General features: G+C 71.7%; 11 protein-coding genes. 2 read left to right on the forward strand and 9 right to left on the reverse strand.

All coding sequences use genetic code 11. The annotated features are described in order from the left end of the window. The first annotated feature begins 8 nt into the window (after positions 1–8). Both KCH48_RS15150 and KCH48_RS15155 read left to right on the forward strand, forming a co-directional pair. The gene (locus KCH48_RS15150) at positions 9–320 is read left to right on the forward strand and encodes a hypothetical protein (RefSeq protein ID WP_210574433.1); all 312 of its coding nucleotides are present in this window, start codon (positions 9–11) and stop codon (positions 318–320) included. A 33-nt stretch (positions 321–353) separates the two neighbouring features. Then, positions 354–683 carry a hypothetical protein gene (locus KCH48_RS15155; RefSeq protein ID WP_210574435.1) on the forward strand — a complete coding sequence of 110 codons (330 nt, stop codon included), beginning with the start codon at positions 354–356 and terminating at the stop codon, positions 681–683. A gap of 73 nt (positions 684–756) precedes the next feature. Here KCH48_RS15155 and KCH48_RS15160 read toward each other — a convergent pair whose 3' ends face one another. The 9 genes from KCH48_RS15160 to leuA all read right to left on the reverse strand — a co-directional run bounded on the left by KCH48_RS15160 (position 757) and on the right by leuA (position 15473). Then, positions 757–5328: an FtsK/SpoIIIE domain-containing protein gene (locus tag KCH48_RS15160; protein WP_210574437.1), complete on the reverse strand. Its 4572-nt coding sequence runs from the start codon at positions 5326–5328 to the stop codon at positions 757–759. Between the two features lie 203 nt (positions 5329–5531). Then, entirely contained in the window at positions 5532–6758 is a 1227-nt protein-coding gene (locus KCH48_RS15165; protein WP_210574439.1) for a hypothetical protein, read from the reverse strand. After that, positions 6755–7264 carry a sigma-70 family RNA polymerase sigma factor gene (locus KCH48_RS15170; protein WP_210574442.1) on the reverse strand — a complete coding sequence of 170 codons (510 nt, stop codon included), beginning with the start codon at positions 7262–7264 and terminating at the stop codon, positions 6755–6757. The genes KCH48_RS15165 and KCH48_RS15170 overlap by 4 nt, the downstream gene beginning before the upstream one ends. A gap of 210 nt (positions 7265–7474) precedes the next feature. Next, positions 7475–8653, reverse strand: a complete 1179-nt coding sequence (locus tag KCH48_RS15175; protein ID WP_210574444.1) for an exo-alpha-sialidase — start codon at positions 8651–8653, stop codon at positions 7475–7477. Positions 8654–8686: 33 nt separating this feature from the next. Continuing rightward, entirely contained in the window at positions 8687–9352 is a 666-nt protein-coding gene (locus tag KCH48_RS15180) for a response regulator transcription factor (protein ID WP_210574446.1), read from the reverse strand. Continuing rightward, positions 9349–10515 carry a sensor histidine kinase gene (locus KCH48_RS15185; protein WP_210574585.1) on the reverse strand — a complete coding sequence of 389 codons (1167 nt, stop codon included), beginning with the start codon at positions 10513–10515 and terminating at the stop codon, positions 9349–9351. Before KCH48_RS15185 ends, KCH48_RS15180 begins: the two co-directional genes overlap by 4 nt. Before the next feature lie 103 nt (positions 10516–10618). Then, the gene (locus KCH48_RS15190) at positions 10619–12703 is read right to left on the reverse strand and encodes an MMPL family transporter (RefSeq protein ID WP_210574448.1); all 2085 of its coding nucleotides are present in this window, start codon (positions 12701–12703) and stop codon (positions 10619–10621) included. Between the two features lie 143 nt (positions 12704–12846). After that, positions 12847–13542: a TerB family tellurite resistance protein gene (locus KCH48_RS15195; RefSeq protein WP_210574450.1), complete on the reverse strand. Its 696-nt coding sequence runs from the start codon at positions 13540–13542 to the stop codon at positions 12847–12849. Positions 13543–13751: 209 nt separating this feature from the next. After that, positions 13752–15473, reverse strand: coding sequence for a 2-isopropylmalate synthase (gene leuA, locus KCH48_RS15200; RefSeq protein ID WP_210574452.1), 1722 nt, complete (start codon positions 15471–15473; stop codon positions 13752–13754). Positions 15474–15545 lie beyond the last annotated feature (72 nt).

Raw genomic sequence — 15545 nt, forward strand, 5'->3', positions numbered from 1 at the left:
CCTCCCCCATGGCAGCCAACATCAGCCTCTCCTACGCCGAGATCGAACGTGTCGCCGGCCTGCTGGACACGAGCGTCGACCAGACCCTGGTCCCGCGCATGGACGAGGCCAAGCTGGAAGTGGACACCCTCCTGGACACGGCCCTGATCCTCACCGAGTCCAGCCCCGCCCTCCAGGTCCAGTACGAGAAGTTCACCACCTCGCTGAAAGAGGCCACCGACAGCATCAAGGGCTACGCGGAGCAGTTCCGCAAGATCATGGAGTCGGTGAAGGGGATGGACCACGACATCGCCGAGAAGGTCAACAGCAGCGGTCAGTAGCCCGAGCAGTCGGACACCCCTCAGGAGATCACGATGGCAGCAGGAAATCCCGATGTCCTTTTCGATTACGACGAGATCGCCCGGGCCGCCACGACCATGGGCAACAAGCTCACCGACATATCCAACGAACTGACCGACCTGGAGACCACGGTGAGCGGTCTGCTCCAGGACGGCCTGGTCTTCGAGAAGGCCAGCCCCGCGCTCAAGGACGCGTACGACGCCTTCAGCAAGCAGATGAAGTCCTCGGCCAGCAACATCGGGGAGTACGGCAAGAGCTTCCAGGACATCGGCGAGTCGATCGCCCAGTCCGACCAGGACATCGCCAACGAGGTCATCAAGGCCCAGAGCGAGTCGAACGCCTGAACCGGTAGAAGGGGGGTGGGGCCGCTGTCCGGCGGCCCCACCCCCTTTTGTACTGCCTTTTTGTACTGCCTTCTCAGCCGTCAAGCACCGTGAGCGGCACCTGGACCGCGATCGGGGCGCCCGCCTCGCTCGCCGTCCAGCCGCGGCCGGGGGCCAGCGGTGTGCGGACCTGCTCGGAGGAGATCCGCACCCCGATGAGGTCGCCCTCCCCGATCGACTTCGGCCCGAGCAGGATGCCGCGCCGCGAACGGCGGGCCATACCGACCCAGCCGAGGGAGCTCATCGACTCGGGCAGGCCGGCGAGCAGCAGGCCCTGCTGTCGGTCGCGCCCCGAAGTGGCGACCTGCCGGAGCACCTTGTCCGCCCCGCACGCCAGGAGCAGGTCCGCGTCGTCCACGACGACGACCACCGGTTTCCCGGAGACCGCGCGCAGGGCCTGGGTGACCGCGTCCGCCGAGGGGTCGTGGTCGGTGATGACCTGGGCGAGATCGTGTGCGGCGAGCTGCCGCAGCTGCGAGTCGCGCGGCGCGAGGACGACGAGGGCCGTGCCGCCCATCAGCAGGGACACGCACATGGAGGCGAGCGTCGTGCTGCGCCCCGAGCGCGGGGGCCCGGCGACCACGAAGGAGCCGCCGCCGGCCGCGAAGTCGAAGCCGAGGGGCTCGGCGGTGTCGCCGCCGATGCCCACCAGGGCCCACAACGGGCGGCGCTGGGACTCCGGGACGCGGTCCACGGCCTCCTGGAAGCCGATCAGGGAAGGGAGTTCCTCGATGCGGAAGGGACGGCGGACGACGGGGATCGCGGAGTCGCGCGCGGTGGTGCGGCGGCCGATCTCGGCCAGTGCCTCGCCCTGGTCGGCGCCGTCCTCGGCGGGCAGCAGGGCGATCTGGGCCTCGACGCCGCTGGGGGCGTGCCAGCCGCGGCCGGGCGGGATGTGTGCCGGAACCTTGCCACGGCCCATGCCTGCGATGTTGTAGTCGCTGAGGTCGGCCTGCTTGAGCAGGAACCGGCTGTCGTTGTGGGCGGCGAGGCGGCCGCCCAGCAGGATGCGCTCGGAGGTGGCGATGACATGGATGCCGGCCGCCGCGCCCTCCCTCAGCAGCCGTACGACCTCGGAGTACAGCCGGCCGCCGTCGTAGTCGTCGAGCATCGCGCTGAGCGCGTCCCAGCCGTCGATGAGCAGCAGCAGTCGGGCCGGGCGGCGGTCCTTGGGGAGCTTGGCGCGCAGTTCGCCGATGCCGGGGGCGCCGTGCTGCGAGATCAAGCGCTGACGGACCGTCAACTCCGCGGTCAGGCGGGAGATCAACCGCTCCAGGCGTTCCGTGTCGTGCCGCGAGACGACCGCTCCGCAGTGCGGCAGGGACTCCAGGGCGGCGAGACCGCCGCCGGCCGCGTCGATGCCGTAGATGTGCAGGTCGGAGCTGGGGATGACGAGGGCGGCGGAGCCCGCGACGGTCCGTAGGACCTGGGTGCGCCCGGAGCGGGGCGAGCCGATGACGTAGAGGTGGCCGAAGCTCGCGAAGTCGATCGTGCCGAGCCGTTGTTGCTGGAGCTGCGGGACGTCCATGAGGGCGTACGGCACCAGCGGCAGCCCACCGGGTTCGGGCGGCGGGCAGGGCGGCAGGGATTCCATGGGGACGGTCTCGGCCAGCGGGGGCAGCCAGGGGCTGCGCTGCGGCTTGTAGTCGTCGAGGAGCTCGGCGGCCCGGCCGACGGCCTCGACCAGGGCGCTCAGGTCGGTGACGGGTTCCTCGCCGCCGGTGCGGTACTCGAAGGATTCGTGCTCGTCCTCCGCGGCCAGGTCGGCGGGGCGGCCCAGCCGGTTCCAGGTCAGCTCGACCCCTCGTACCGGACGGGAGGGCGTCACCGATTCGGGCGTGGCGGCTCCGGCACGCTCGGCGCCGACCCAGGCCGTCTGGAACGGGGTGGGGGCGCCGGAGCCGCGCCGGATGAGGGCGCGGCCCGGGGTGGAGGGCGAGATGCTGGCCGCTTCCGGGGCGTTGATGATGTCCTGGCTCTCGGAGCGGTCGGTCACCCGAAGCGCGATCCGGAGGTTGGTGTTGGCCTTGATCTCGTTGCTGACCGAGCCACCGGGCCGCTGGGTGGCCAGGACGAGGTGCAGGCCGAGGGAGCGGCCGCGCTGGGCGAGGCTGATCAGGCCCGGCACGAACTCGGGCAACTCCCGTACGAGGGTGGCGAATTCGTCGATGACCAGGAGCAGTCGGGGCAGCGCGGGCAGCTTCGGGTCGCGGGCCCGTTTGGCCCGGTACTCGGGATGGTCCTTGGCCTCGACGTCGGCCAGCACGCGTTCACGGCGGCGCAGTTCGGCGTCGAGCGAGGCCAGGGCCCGCTGCACCAGATGACCGTCCAGGTCGGTGATCATGCCGAGGGTGTGCGGGAGTTCGGCGCACTCGCGGAAGGCGCTGCCGCCCTTGTAGTCGACCAGCACGAAGGCCAGTTCGTCGGGCCGGTTGACGACGGCCAGTGAGGCGATCATGGTCTGCAGCAGCTCGGACTTGCCGGAGCCGGTGGTGCCGCCGATCAGCCCGTGCGGCCCGTCCCTGACCAGGTCGAGGCGGAGCTCGCCCTCGTATCCGGCGCCGAGCGTGAACGCGGTGGAGGCGGGCCGTCGGGCCCAGCTCGCCGCTATCGCGGCCGGGTCGGGCGGTTCCTGGCCGAGCAGCGGCAGCAGCCGTACGTCGGAGGGCAGCCCGGAGTCGCTGTCGACCGTGACGTCCCGCACGGGCGCGAGAGCGCGGGCGACCTCCTCGCACCAGTCGGCGCCGACCAGGTCGGCCCGGATGTCCTCCACGGAGGGCACCCCGGACGCCCGTACGGTCAGCCGGTTGCCCTCCGTCGTGATGACGGCGGTGCACTCCTCGGGCAGCAGCCGTTCGCGTTCGTCCACGCACAGACTGAAGATCCGCACACCGGGTCCGCCGGTCAGCAGCTGGACGACGCCGGGCACGTCCCGCAGCCGGCGGGCACCGTCGAGGACGACCAGCACATCCGGTTCGCGCAGCAGGGTGTGGCCCAGCGCGGAGCCGGCGGCGGACGTCCTGGCCTGGATGTCGGCGATCAGTTCGCTGACGCGGTGGGCCGTGCTCTCCGGGTCGTTGCCGAGCGCGATGACCGAGCCGCGGCGGTCGGGCCGCAGGTGCGGCAGCCAGCGCACCCAGTTCCAGGCGTCCGCGTGCGCGTCGTCGGTGAGGACGACGATCCGCAGGTCCCGGGGACTGTGCAGGACCGCGGCCTGCGCGACGGCCCAGCAGGCCACCGTACGAGGGGTCTCGCCGGCACCGGACAGGCCCACGACGCCGAAGTCGGCCAGTTCGACGCCGAACGGCACGTCGGCCAGGCGCCAGTGCACCTGGCGGTGGTTGGACTCGCGGGCCTGGTCGTCGATGCGCTTGAGGGACGGGCGGGTGACCGTGCCGAGCCTGAGGGTGAGGTGGTCGGGGTCGCGGCGGCGGCGCTGCCACAGCAGGCTGCCGGGGCCGGTGGCGGTGAGCAGGACGGTGGCCGGGTCGGGGAAGGTGATGTTGCGCAACTGCCGTTCCGCCACGGTCGCGTCGCGCATCTCCAGCTCCAGGGAGGCGCGGCGCAGCCGGTAGATGCGCAGTGCCTCCTCCTGCTGTTTGCGCCCGGTACGGCGGCCCATGATCCAGTTGCTGACCGCCATCATCGGCGTGAAGAAGATGAAGATGATGAAGTAGAAGGAGCGGAACAGGCTCATCAGGACGAGGCCCATGACCAGCGGCATCAGCATCATCAGCACAGGGAACGGCCGTGAGCCGCGTTCGCCGGGCGGACCCTGCATCCGGATCTGCTCGCTGTCCAGGTGCGGGGCGATGCGCGGCGGCCGGTTGTACTCGATGGCCAGCCCGTCGGCCGAGGGGTTGACGGCCGCGTCCGGGTCGAACAGCGGGCTCAGCCGCAGCAGATGGTCACCGAGCGACAGGTCGGCGTAGGCGGGCCAGTCCTGCGAGCCGTCGTCCGGCGGCGGAAGCCAGCCGACCGGGGGCGGCGAGGGCGGTTGCGGCAGACCGTCCGGACCCGGCCGGGCGGGCTGCGGGGTGTGGCCGCCGGGGCCGCCGTCCTGCGGGCCCGCCGGTTCCTCGGCGGTCAGCGGGGTCCCGGTCTCCGGGTCGACGGGCGGCGGCGGGGTCAGGCTGCGCAGCCCGCAGCGGTCCTGGTCGGCGTCGCCGGGCAGCCGGTAGGTCACCGTGCCGTCCGTGCCCACGGTGATCCACACGCCCTGCTCGGGCGCGCCCCCGCCGTCCAGCCGCAGGGCGCAGCCCCGGTCGGTGCCGGCTTCGTGACTGCCGGGCCCCAGCCGCCAGGACCGTCCGGCGCCGGGCCCGCTCACATGCCGGATCTCCACCAACTCCGGGTCGCAGGACGGCGGTTCCCAGGCGCGGGCGGCGGTGCGGGCCGGCACGGGGGCGCCCAGGCCGACCACGACACCCTCACGGATGCCGCTGGCACCGATGGGCAGATCGGGGCCGAGCAGCCGGTCACCCAGATACAGCGGCCCGGCCTCCAGAGCGGCACCGAGGTCACCGACCGTGGCGCCCTCAGGCAGATCCAACAGATGGTCCACCCGGCGCCCGGCCGGGTCGGCGGTGGTGAGGATGAGATTCAACGTGGGTCCAACCGGTGCGCGAGGGGTCAGCTTGCGTGGACGTGGTGCCGACGGGCGGGGCCGGACGGGGGCCGGCCGTGCGGACGGGGGCAGCTGTGCGTGGACGAGGGGCCGGCTCCCGACGGGGGCCGGCCGAGCGGACGGGGTCGACTGTGCGTGGACGAGGGGCCGGCTCCGGACGGAGACAGGCCGCGCGGACGGGGTCAGCTGGGCGTGGACGTGGTGCCGGTGGGCGGGGTGGCGGGCTCCGGGTGGGGGGCAGCCGCGCGGGAGGTGCCGGGGAGTGGGGCCTCGCCGGTCGTGTGCAGGGAGGTGGCGGACTCGTCGGGCGTACTGCGGGACGCCTTCGGCGCCTCCCCCACGCCTTGGTCTTCCTCTTCTTCGAACAGGTCGCGCGCGTGGCGGCCGGACAGTCCGGTCGAGGCCTCGGCGGCCGGGGCGGGCGGCAGGACGGGCGGGATCGAGGGCAGCACCTTGGCCACGGCGCGGCCCAGCGGGCCGCAGCGGGCCAGCAGCGGGGTCCCGGCGACGGCCACCCTGCCGTGCCGGTCGGTCAGCAGCGAGCGGACGTAGGCCCGGCCGGGGCCCAGGACCACGGCCCGGACCGTGGGGTCGTCCCCGGGCGGCGCGGCGAACTCCGGGGGCAGCGGGTCCGGCAGCTCGGCCGCGATCAGCACGGGCGCGATACCGAGCCGGGGCGGAGTCTCCCGGGCGGTCCGGTACGCGGACCGCACCGGGGGGCCCGCGTAGTCCCGGTGCACGCCCTCGGCGACGACGACCAGCGGGCTCGGCAGCCGTACGTCGAGCTGCGCGGCGACCGCCTGGACCAGGGCCGTGGCCGCCCGGTCGTGCCCGGTGACGGAGAGCACGGGCGGGCCGACGGCGAGGTCGAGGAAGGCCACCGACCGGTCCGCCTCACCGACGGCGACGATGATCGGACGGACGTCGGCCGCCTCCGGTGTCACCGAGGGCAGGTCCGCGCGGGCCACGAGCCATCGCTCCGGCTGGTCCGGCTCCGTCCACCACGCCCCGTCGGGGTCGGGCCGCGGGAGTTCGGTCCCGGCGAGGAGCACGGCGACCGAGTCGGAGGCCACCAGCGCGGCGTACGGCCGGGCCGGCGTGGCGGCCGACCGGGCCGCGGCCAGGGCCCGTTCCGCGTCCCGCCAGGTCGCGGGGGCGCCCAACTGCCGTACGAGCAGCCGCAGACTGCTCCGGTGGCGGTACCAGGCGCGCAAGGGCGCGGTGAACGCGTACCGCGTGACGGCCACTTCACGGCGCAGCCGCGCCCAGGCCGCGCGCCAGCCGCCCCAGCGCATCGCCCACACGCGCAGCAGCAGGTAGACCAGCAGCAGCGCCCCCAAGATGCCGAGCACCCGGTAGATGGTGTCGCTGTGCTGCCGGAAGAAGACGAAGGGGTCGGTGTTCCTCATGCCGCCTGGATCTGGTCTCGTAGCGCCAACAGGGCATAGTGGTTGCGTGACTTGACGGTGCCCTGCGGGACCCCGATGGTCCGCGCGGCCTGCGCCCGGGTGTGGTCGCGCACGTGGATGTGGAACAGCACCTCGCGATGCTCGGGCGACAGTCCCGCCAGGGCCAGCCGGACGATCTGACGGTCGGCGACGCTGTCGGCCAGGTCGCCGGCGCTGTCCGGCCGGTGCACGATGTCGTCCGGGATCACGCCGACCGGGACGGCCCGGTCGCGTCGGCGGGCATCGACCGCCAGATTGCGGGCTACGCGGTAGAGCCAGGCGATCCGGCGGTCCTCGTCGTACCGGTCGAGGTCGGCGGCGGCCAGCCAGGCCCGCAACATCGTTTCCTGCACGATGTCCTCGGCGCGGTGCCGGTCTCCGGAGGTGAGCCGGTACGCGTGGCGGAGCAAGCGAGCCCGGTAGCGCTCAGCGGTTGGGGGAGAGCCGGGTAATTGAGCGTGAGACATGGTTTTGCTCCAACGACGCACTCTGTGGGGCGACATGGGGGCACCGGGCCCACTGGGGCCGTGGTGGAACTCTGAGGCTATTGACATCCTGCCGATTTTTCTTCTGTCAGCTTTTGCCCAATAACGACAAAAGAGAGCAGAGTCACCTCAGATATAGCTCAGAGTTCCACTTCCAATGGGCAACAGCGACAGGCAAGTTGCCCAATCGGTCTAGAGCCCGCTGACCGGAAGCCGACGGAACTCGATCGTCTCGTACGTCCCGCTCGTCCCCGTCTCGTACAGGATCCCGACCGTGTTCCGGTTCACCTGGACCAGGTCGGAGTAGGCGGCCCGGCGGCCGTCCAGGGTGCGGACCTTCTTGAATGTCTTCCCGGCGTCCTTGCTGCGCCAGATCGCCATGGACCGCCGGGCGGTGGGCACGGACGGGCCGGAGAACAGCAGCGGGCCCGACTGGACCTGGAGGACGGCGGCCTCCACCACGGGCACGTCGTCGAGGGTGGGCTGCACGCGGTAGGGGCGGTCCAGCTTCCGTGCGCCGCTGCTCGAATAGCTGTCGAGGCGGTTGCCGGGGCTCGTGCCGTTGTGGTCGCGGGAGTTGAAGTAGAGGCGGCCGTCGGTGAGCTGGGTTGCGGTGGATTCGTTGGCGTTGTTGTAGCCGTTGTAGGTGGCGTCGACGAAGCCCAGGTTCCAGGTCTGGCCGCCGTTGTCGCTGTAGAGGGCGTGGCCGCCGTAGTACTTGGGCTCCTGGCCGGTGTCGGCGGAGCCGGCGGGCGGGGCCGTGGAGTGGTTGGCGGGGACCACCAGGCGTCCGGCGTGCGGGCCGCGGCTCAGGGCGACGGCGTGGCCGGGGCCGGTCGCGTACCAGCGCCAGTTCCGCGGCTTGACGCGGGTGGTGATGTCGCGCGGGGACGTGAAGGTGCGGCCGTCGTCCCAGCTGCGCTGCACGAAGACCCGGCGGCTCTGCTGGGGCGTGACCTCGCCGCGCATGATCTGACTTTCCGTCACATCGCCGCTGTTGTAGGAGGTGAGCAGGATGACCGCCTGGGCGCGCGGGTCGTACACGGGTGCCGGGTTGCCCCGGGTGTTCCCGCCGCCGGCCGCGACGACCTGGAGCGGACCCCAGGTGCAGCCGCCGTCGCCGGAGCGGCGCAGGACGACATCGATGTTGCCGGTGTCGCCGGCGCCGTCGCGCCGGCCCTCGGCGAAGGCGAGGATCGTGCCCTCGCCGGTCCTGACGGTGGCGGGGATGCGGTAGGTGTCGTAGCCGCCCTTTCCGGAGACGTACGGCAGTGAGGTGGTGCAGGCGGCTGCCGAGGCGGTGGCCGTGGGAGCGGCCAGGGGACTGAGGAGTACGGCGGTGACGAGGAGGGTGCGGATCAGGAGTCTCATCCCTCTCCCTGACGGATCGTCGGATGCGGTCCGTCACATGGTCCCCGGTGTGACCATCCCCGACTCGTACGCCACGATGACCAATTGCGCCCGGTCCCTCGCCCCCAGCTTCCCCATGATGCGGCTGACGTGCGTCTTCGCCGTCAGCGGGCTCAGCCCCAAGGTCTCGGCGATCTCGGTGTTGTTGAGCCCGCGCGCCACCAGGGTGAGCACCCCGCGCTCCCGTTCGGACAGGGATTCGGGCCCGCCCGCCGCCGGTGGAGCCGAAGGGCTGCGCAGAAGTCGCTCGATCAGCCGTGCCGTCGGTCCCGGCGACAGCAGCGCCTCCCCGGCCGCCACCGTGCGGATCGCGTCCAGCAGTTCGGCCGGACGGGTGTCCTTCACGAGGAACCCGGAGGCGCCGGCCCGCAGCGCCTCGATGACGTACTCGTCGGTGTCGTAGGTGGTGAGGACGAGGACCTTGACGCCGGCCAGGTCCTCCTCGGCGGCGATCTGCCGTGTCGCCTCGATGCCGTCCAGGTCGGGCATGCGGATGTCCATCACCACCAGGTCGGCGCGTTCGGTGCGGGCCAGTTCCAGTGCCTCGCGGCCGGTCGCGGCCTGTCCCACGACCTCCATGTCCGGCGCGGACTCGACGAGCATGGCGAACGCGGCCCGGACGAGGGTCTGGTCGTCGGCGAGCAGGACGCGGATGGTCACGTGGCTCCTCCCAGCGGAAGTACGGCGGTCACCTGGAAGCCGCCCCGGTCGCGCGGCCCGGCGTCGAGTGTGCCGCCCACGCTGCGGGCGCGTTCGCGCATTCCGACGAGCCCGAAGCCCGGTGACTTCCCGGGGGTGGGCCCGGTGCCGTCGTCGGTGACGGCGAGGTGCAGGGCGCCGTCCTTCTCGTGCAGGTCGACGGCGACGGCCGGTTCGGGTCCCGCGTGCCGTACGGCGTTGGTGAGCGCCTCCTGGACGATGCGGTAGGCGGCGGCGCCGACGGCGGGCGGGGCGTGCCGTATCGCCACCGTCTGCTGGACCTTCGCGCCCGAGCGCCGGGCGGCCTCCACCAGGTCGGGGAGCCCGTCGATGCCGGGCAGCGGGCCGCGCGCGTCGACCGAGCCGTGCTCGCGCAGCACCTCCAGGGTGGTGCGCACCTCGCCGCGTGCCGTACGGCAGGTCTCGGCGATGTCGTCGAGGGCCTTGGCGACCGTCTCCCGGTCCAGGCGCTCAGGGTCGGCGGCGAGGACGTGCGCGGCGACGGAGGTCTGCACGCCGATGAGAGTGATGCTGTGCGCGAGCAGGTCGTGCAGGTCCCGGGCGATCCGGAGGCGCTCCTCGGCGACGGCGCGGCGGGCCTCCTCCTCCCGGGTGCGTTCGGCGCGTACCGCGCGTTCGACGATGGTGGCGACGTACTGGCGGTAGTAGCGGACGTTCATGCCGCAGAAGAGGAAAGCGATGACCCAGCCGGAGATCCGCAGGAGCTCCACCACCCCGTCGGGGTTGGTGAGGGCGTTGATGATCAGCGTCACGCCGAGGATCGCGGTGCCGGTGAACAGACTACGGCGGACCGTGCCGGTCGCCGCGATCGTGTAGAGCACCACCATGGTCGCCGGAATGGGCGCGGAGTGGTTGTTGTCGAGGGCGTGGTACGGAGCGATGCAGGCCAGCGCCACGAGCAGCACCCGCACGGGGTGGCGGCGCCGCCACACGAGCGGCACATGCGCGGCGAGCAGCAGGGTCCAGCCGAGCGCGTCGGGCCGCAGCCCGTCTTCGACGAGCAGGGCGAGGGCCGTGGCGACGACGGCGAGCGCCCCGGCCAGCAGCGCGTCGTTGCGCATGCCGTGCGGGGCGGTGCGGGGGTCGCGGTTGATCGCCGCCATGACCCGCTCGCCGAGACGGGGAGATGCCGTGGTGGTGGATGTCTGCACAGGGTCATCTTCCGTGCGGAGGGCGCCCCTCCGGGAGGGAGGGGCGCCTTTCGGGTCAGTGGGCGGACGCGGTCACCCGCTCGGGTTCCTTCGGCGGCACCGGCGGTTCGGGCTCGCGGGACAGGCGGCCCGGCCACCACACCTTGCGGCGCAGCGCGACGCTCGCGCTGGTGACCAGGTAGGTGCGGACGAGGAAGGTGTCGAGCAGGACGCCCACCGCGATGACGAAGCCCAGCTCGGCGAGTTGGACGAGCGGCATGTTGATGAGCACCGCGAAGGTGGCCGCGAGGACCAGTCCCGCGGAGGCGATGACCCCGCCCGTCGTCCGCAGCGCGGTGAGGGCGGCCGCCACGGGCTCGGCGCCCTTCAGCGCCTCCTCCCGCATCCGGTGCATCAGGAAGATGCCGTAGTCGACACCGAGGGCGACGAGGAACACGAAGGACAGCAGCCCGAGTCCGGGGTCGGTGCCCTCGAAGCCGAACACCGGCCCGAAGACCAGCCCGCCGATGCCGAGCGCCGCGCCCCACACCGCGACCACGGCGGCCACCAGCAGCAGCGGCGCGACGATGCTGCGCAGCAGCGCGATCAGGATCAGCAGTACGGAGGCGAGGACGAGCGGCACGACGACCTTCGTGTCGCTCGCGTTGGTGGACTTCAGGTCGATCTGCTCGGCGCTCACTCCGCCGACGTAGGAGCCGTCGAGCCGGTCGCGCAGATCCTTGATGGTGCGGGTCTCGCCCGGGGACTCCGGCGGGGCGGCGGCGAGTACGGAGATCTCGGTCCAGCCGTCGCCGCTGCGTTCACGTTCGGCGCTCTCCACGCCGGCCGTGTCGCGGATGTCGGCCAGGGCGGCGTCGGCGCGGTCGGTGGGCGCGATGACGCTGATGGGCTGCGTGCCCTGCTCGGGGTAGGCCTTGACCACGGTCTCCATGGCGGCCACGGCTTCGGGCTTGTTGGTGAAGGAGTCCTCCTGCTTGATGGTGCCGGGCAGGTTCAGTGTGCCCAGCGCGAGCGCCCCGAGCAGGATCGCGCCACAGGCGAGCACGGTCAGCGGGCGTCGCCCGGCGGAGCTGCCCATCGCGGAGAACAGCGACCGGCGGACCTTGGGTGTACTGCCGTAGCGCGGCACCAGCGGCCAGAACACCCGCCGGCCCAGCAGCACCAGCAGCGCGGGCAGCAGGGTCAGCATGGCCACCAGAGCGCACAGCACGCCGAGGGCGCCGAGCGGTCCCATGCCCCGGCTGGAGTTGAGGTCGGCGGCGAGCAGGCACAGCAGTCCGGCGGCGACGGTGCCCGAGGAGGCGAGCACGGCGGGCCCGCAGCCGCGCAGGGCGGCCATCATGGCGTCGTACGGCCGCTCGATGCGCCGCAGTTCCTCCCGGTACCGGGCGACGAGCAGCAACGCGTAGTCGGTCCCCGCGCCGATCACGAGGATCGTCATGATGCCGGAACTCTGGCCGGACACGGGCGTCCCGAACCACCGGTTGAGCCCGTAGGCGAGGCCCATCGACAGATAGTCGGCCAGACCGGCGACGAGGAGCGGCAGCAGCCACAGGAACGGGCTGCGGTAGATGAGGATCAGCAGCAGCGCGACGACCGCGAGGGCGGTGTAGAGCAGCGGTCCGTCGAGCGAGTCGTAGACCTCGGAGGCGTCCGTGTCGAGCGCCTCCGGACCGCCGACGTCGACGCTCAGCCCGTCGCTGCCCTGCGCGATGTCCCGTACGTCGAGGACCATCTCCTCCCGGGCCTTCTCGTCCGCGCCGGGCTCGGTGCTGGACACCGGGTAGATCAGGGTGGTGCCGTCCTTGGACGGCACTCCGGCCGGTTCGTCGGTCAGGGTGTGCGCGCCCGCGATCCGGTCGATCTGGCCGGCGGCGGTGGCCTTGTCGGCGGCGGTCAGTCCGCCGTCGCGGTGGTAGACGACGACCATTTCGGTGGCCTCACCACCGGGCAGCCGCTCCTCGATCTTGGCGGCCTGGGTGGAGTCGGCACTGGCCGGCAGATAGTCGACGGCGCCGTCACGCTGGACGTCGGCGAGTTTCGCGGCGAACGGCGAGGCGATCACCAGTACGGCGATCCACAGCCCGAGTACCAGCCAGGGCACGGCTCGTCGCCGTACGGATGTCTTTGCGGCCCCCATATGACGGGCCTCCCTCCGGTCGGGGTGTCTGGGTCGTTCTCCAGACTCCCGGCGGGAGGGGGGCGATTCGTCGCGCGTGAGGGCGAGTTGAGGGGTACTGCCAGGGGCGTCACGTGGGCCGCGTTACTCCCCGGGGAGTACGGCTACGACGGTGTACGCGCCGCCGCCAGCAACCGGCTCACATCGTCCCCGCAGATCGTGAGCGCCGCCCCTACCGTGCTGAGCACGTCCCGCTCGGCCGGCGTGTACGGCCCGTCCGCGAGCGCGATCCGCGCGCCCTGCAGCAGGATCGACTCCCGGCCCGCCGCCGCGAGGTGCGGGGCCAGCGGATCGAGAGCCTCGTGCAGCTCTATGGCCAGGCCCGCCCCGCACGGCTCCCCGTAGACCCGGCCTGTGTCCGCGGCCAGCGCCTCCACGAGAGCGTTCAGCTGGTCCTCCGTGCACTCGTCGAACCCGGCGGCCCGCACCTCGGTCGCCGCCGCCTCAAGCGACGTACGACTGCACGTGCCGCCCGCGGCGAGGACCGCGAGGGCGACGGTGTGCACGGCGTCGCGGAGCATCGCGGAGAACCGCGTGGTCGTCGGGTGATCCAGCACATCGGTGCCGAAGTGCCGCTGGCACGCCGCACACTCCACGACCGGCCCCGACTCACCCCTCGGCAGCACGGGCACACCCAGCATCGTGAACCGGCGACGCCCGGTCAGCCGCTGATAGTTCCGGTCTCCCCCACACCCCGGACAGAAGAACTCGCCGTCCCCGACGGCACGCCACGAGGTACAGGTGCCCAGAATGCGCGCACGCCTGGCAGCACGGCCGTCTCGTCCCCGTCCTGGCAGCACGTCGCACCTCCGTAACCCCACGGCAACATCGCCGCGCTCGCGTGATGTTAGCCACATTGTCGAGCCAGAGTCAGCACCCCGGACGAGACCCACCCGTGACCTGCACAGGGATTGGCCGGAAAACGACAGCCCCCGCGCCCCGATAGGGGCGCGGGGAACTGCGCGACAAGCCACGACGGCGAGTCAGCCGCTCAACAACAGCAACCCCGTCAACGACCCGCCCGGTTGACGGCGGAGACAACGGCCTTCAGCGACGCCCGAGTCGTATTCGCATCGATCCCGATCCCCCACAGAACCTTGTCCTCGATCGCCACCTCGATGTACGACGCGGCCTGCGCGGACGCCCCCTCGCTCATCGTGTGCTCCTGATAGTCCAGCAGCCGCGCATCGATGCCGATGCCCTGCAGCGCGTGGAAGAAGGCCGAGATCGGCCCGTTGCCCGTGCCGACCAGCGTCGTCTCGACGCCGTCCACCTCCGCCTCGACATGGAGCGTGTCCACACCGTCCGTGTCGGTCGTCGACTGGCCGTTCTTGACCTGGATCCGACCCCACGGATTCCCGGGGTTCGGCAGGTACTCGTCCTGGAAGACCGTCCAGATGTCCTTCGGCGTGACCTCGCCGCCCTCGGCGTCCGTTTTCGCCTGGATGATCTTCGAGAACTCGATCTGCATCCGGCGCGGCAGGTCCAGCTTGTGCTCGTTCTTCAGGACGTACGCCAGCCCGCCCTTGCCGGACTGCGAGTTGACGCGGATGACCGCCTCGTACGACCGCCCGACGTCCTTCGGGTCGATCGGCAGGTACGGCACGGCCCACTCGATGTCATCGACGGTGACACCCTTCGCGGCCGCCTCGGCCTCCATCGCGTCGAAGCCCTTCTTGATGGCGTCCTGGTGGGAGCCGGAGAAGGACGTGTAGACCAGGTCGCCCACGTACGGGTGGCGCGGGTGGACCTGCATCTGGTTGCAGTACTCCCACGTACGACGGATCTCGTCGATGTCGGAGAAGTCGATCTGCGGGTCGACGCCCTGCGAGAACAGGTTCATGCCCAGCGTGACCAGGTCGACGTTGCCGGTGCGCTCGCCCTGTCCGAACAGGCAGCCCTCGACGCGGTCGGCGCCGGCCATCAGCGCCAGTTCGGCCGCCGCCACCGCCGTACCGCGGTCGTTGTGCGGGTGAATGGACAGGCAGACGTGCTCGCGACGCGAGAGGTTACGGCCCATCCACTCGAAGCGGTCCGCGTGCGTGGACGGCGTGGAGCGCTCCACGGTCGCCGGCAGGTTGAGGATGATCTCGCGCCCCGGACCGGGCTGCCACACATCCATCACCGCCTCGCAGACCTCCAGCGCGAAGTCCAGCTCCGTGTCGGTGAAGATCTCCGGGCTGTACTGGTACCCGAACTCGGTCTCCGGCCCCAGCAGCTTCTCCGCGTACTCCATCACCAGCCGCGTGCCGTCGACGGCGATCTGCTTGATGTCGTCCTTGGAGCCGCGGAAGACGACCCGCCGGAAGACCGGGGCGGTGGCGTTGTAGAGGTGCACGGTGGCGCGCTTGGCGCCCTTGATGGACTCCACCGTCCGCTCGATCAGGTCCTCGCGGGCCTGGGTCAGTACGGAGATGGTGACGTCGTCGGGGATCGCGCCCTCTTCCTCGACGATGGAGCGCACGAAGTCGAAGTCGGTCTGACCGGAGGCCGGGAACCCGACCTCGATCTCCTTGTAGCCCATCTTGACCAGCAGGTCGAACATCGCGCGCTTGCGCACGGGCGACATGGGGTCGATCAGCGCCTGGTTGCCGTCACGCAGGTCGGTGGAGAGCCAGCGGGGGGCGGTGGTGATCCGCTTCTCGGGCCAGGTGCGGTCGGGAATGTCGACCTGCTCGTACCGGCCGTACTTCTGAATCGGCATAGAACTGGGCTGCTGGCGATTTGCCATGGTGCGGGGCTCCTCAGGATGTCCGGAAGGACGGCCGACGACGCAACACCAAGCTCCGCGGGGAGGGAGTCG

The organism is Streptomyces sp. GESEQ-4, from assembly GCF_017948455.1.
Classification (GTDB): Bacteria; Actinomycetota; Actinomycetes; order Streptomycetales; family Streptomycetaceae; genus Streptomyces.

Coding starts and splice junctions, on each gene's coding strand:
- KCH48_RS15150 (WP_210574433.1), top strand. CDS start 9: ATGGCAGCCAACATCAGCCTCTCCTACGCCGAGATCGAACGTGTCGCC.
- KCH48_RS15155 (WP_210574435.1), top strand. CDS start 354: ATGGCAGCAGGAAATCCCGATGTCCTTTTCGATTACGACGAGATCGCC.
- KCH48_RS15165 (WP_210574439.1), bottom strand. CDS start 6,758: ATGAGGAACACCGACCCCTTCGTCTTCTTCCGGCAGCACAGCGACACC.
- KCH48_RS15170 (WP_210574442.1), bottom strand. CDS start 7,264: ATGTCTCACGCTCAATTACCCGGCTCTCCCCCAACCGCTGAGCGCTAC.
- KCH48_RS15175 (WP_210574444.1), bottom strand. CDS start 8,653: ATGAGACTCCTGATCCGCACCCTCCTCGTCACCGCCGTACTCCTCAGT.
- KCH48_RS15185 (WP_210574585.1), bottom strand. CDS start 10,515: ATGGCGGCGATCAACCGCGACCCCCGCACCGCCCCGCACGGCATGCGC.
- KCH48_RS15190 (WP_210574448.1), bottom strand. CDS start 12,703: ATGGGGGCCGCAAAGACATCCGTACGGCGACGAGCCGTGCCCTGGCTG.
- leuA (WP_210574452.1), bottom strand. CDS start 15,473: ATGGCAAATCGCCAGCAGCCCAGTTCTATGCCGATTCAGAAGTACGGC.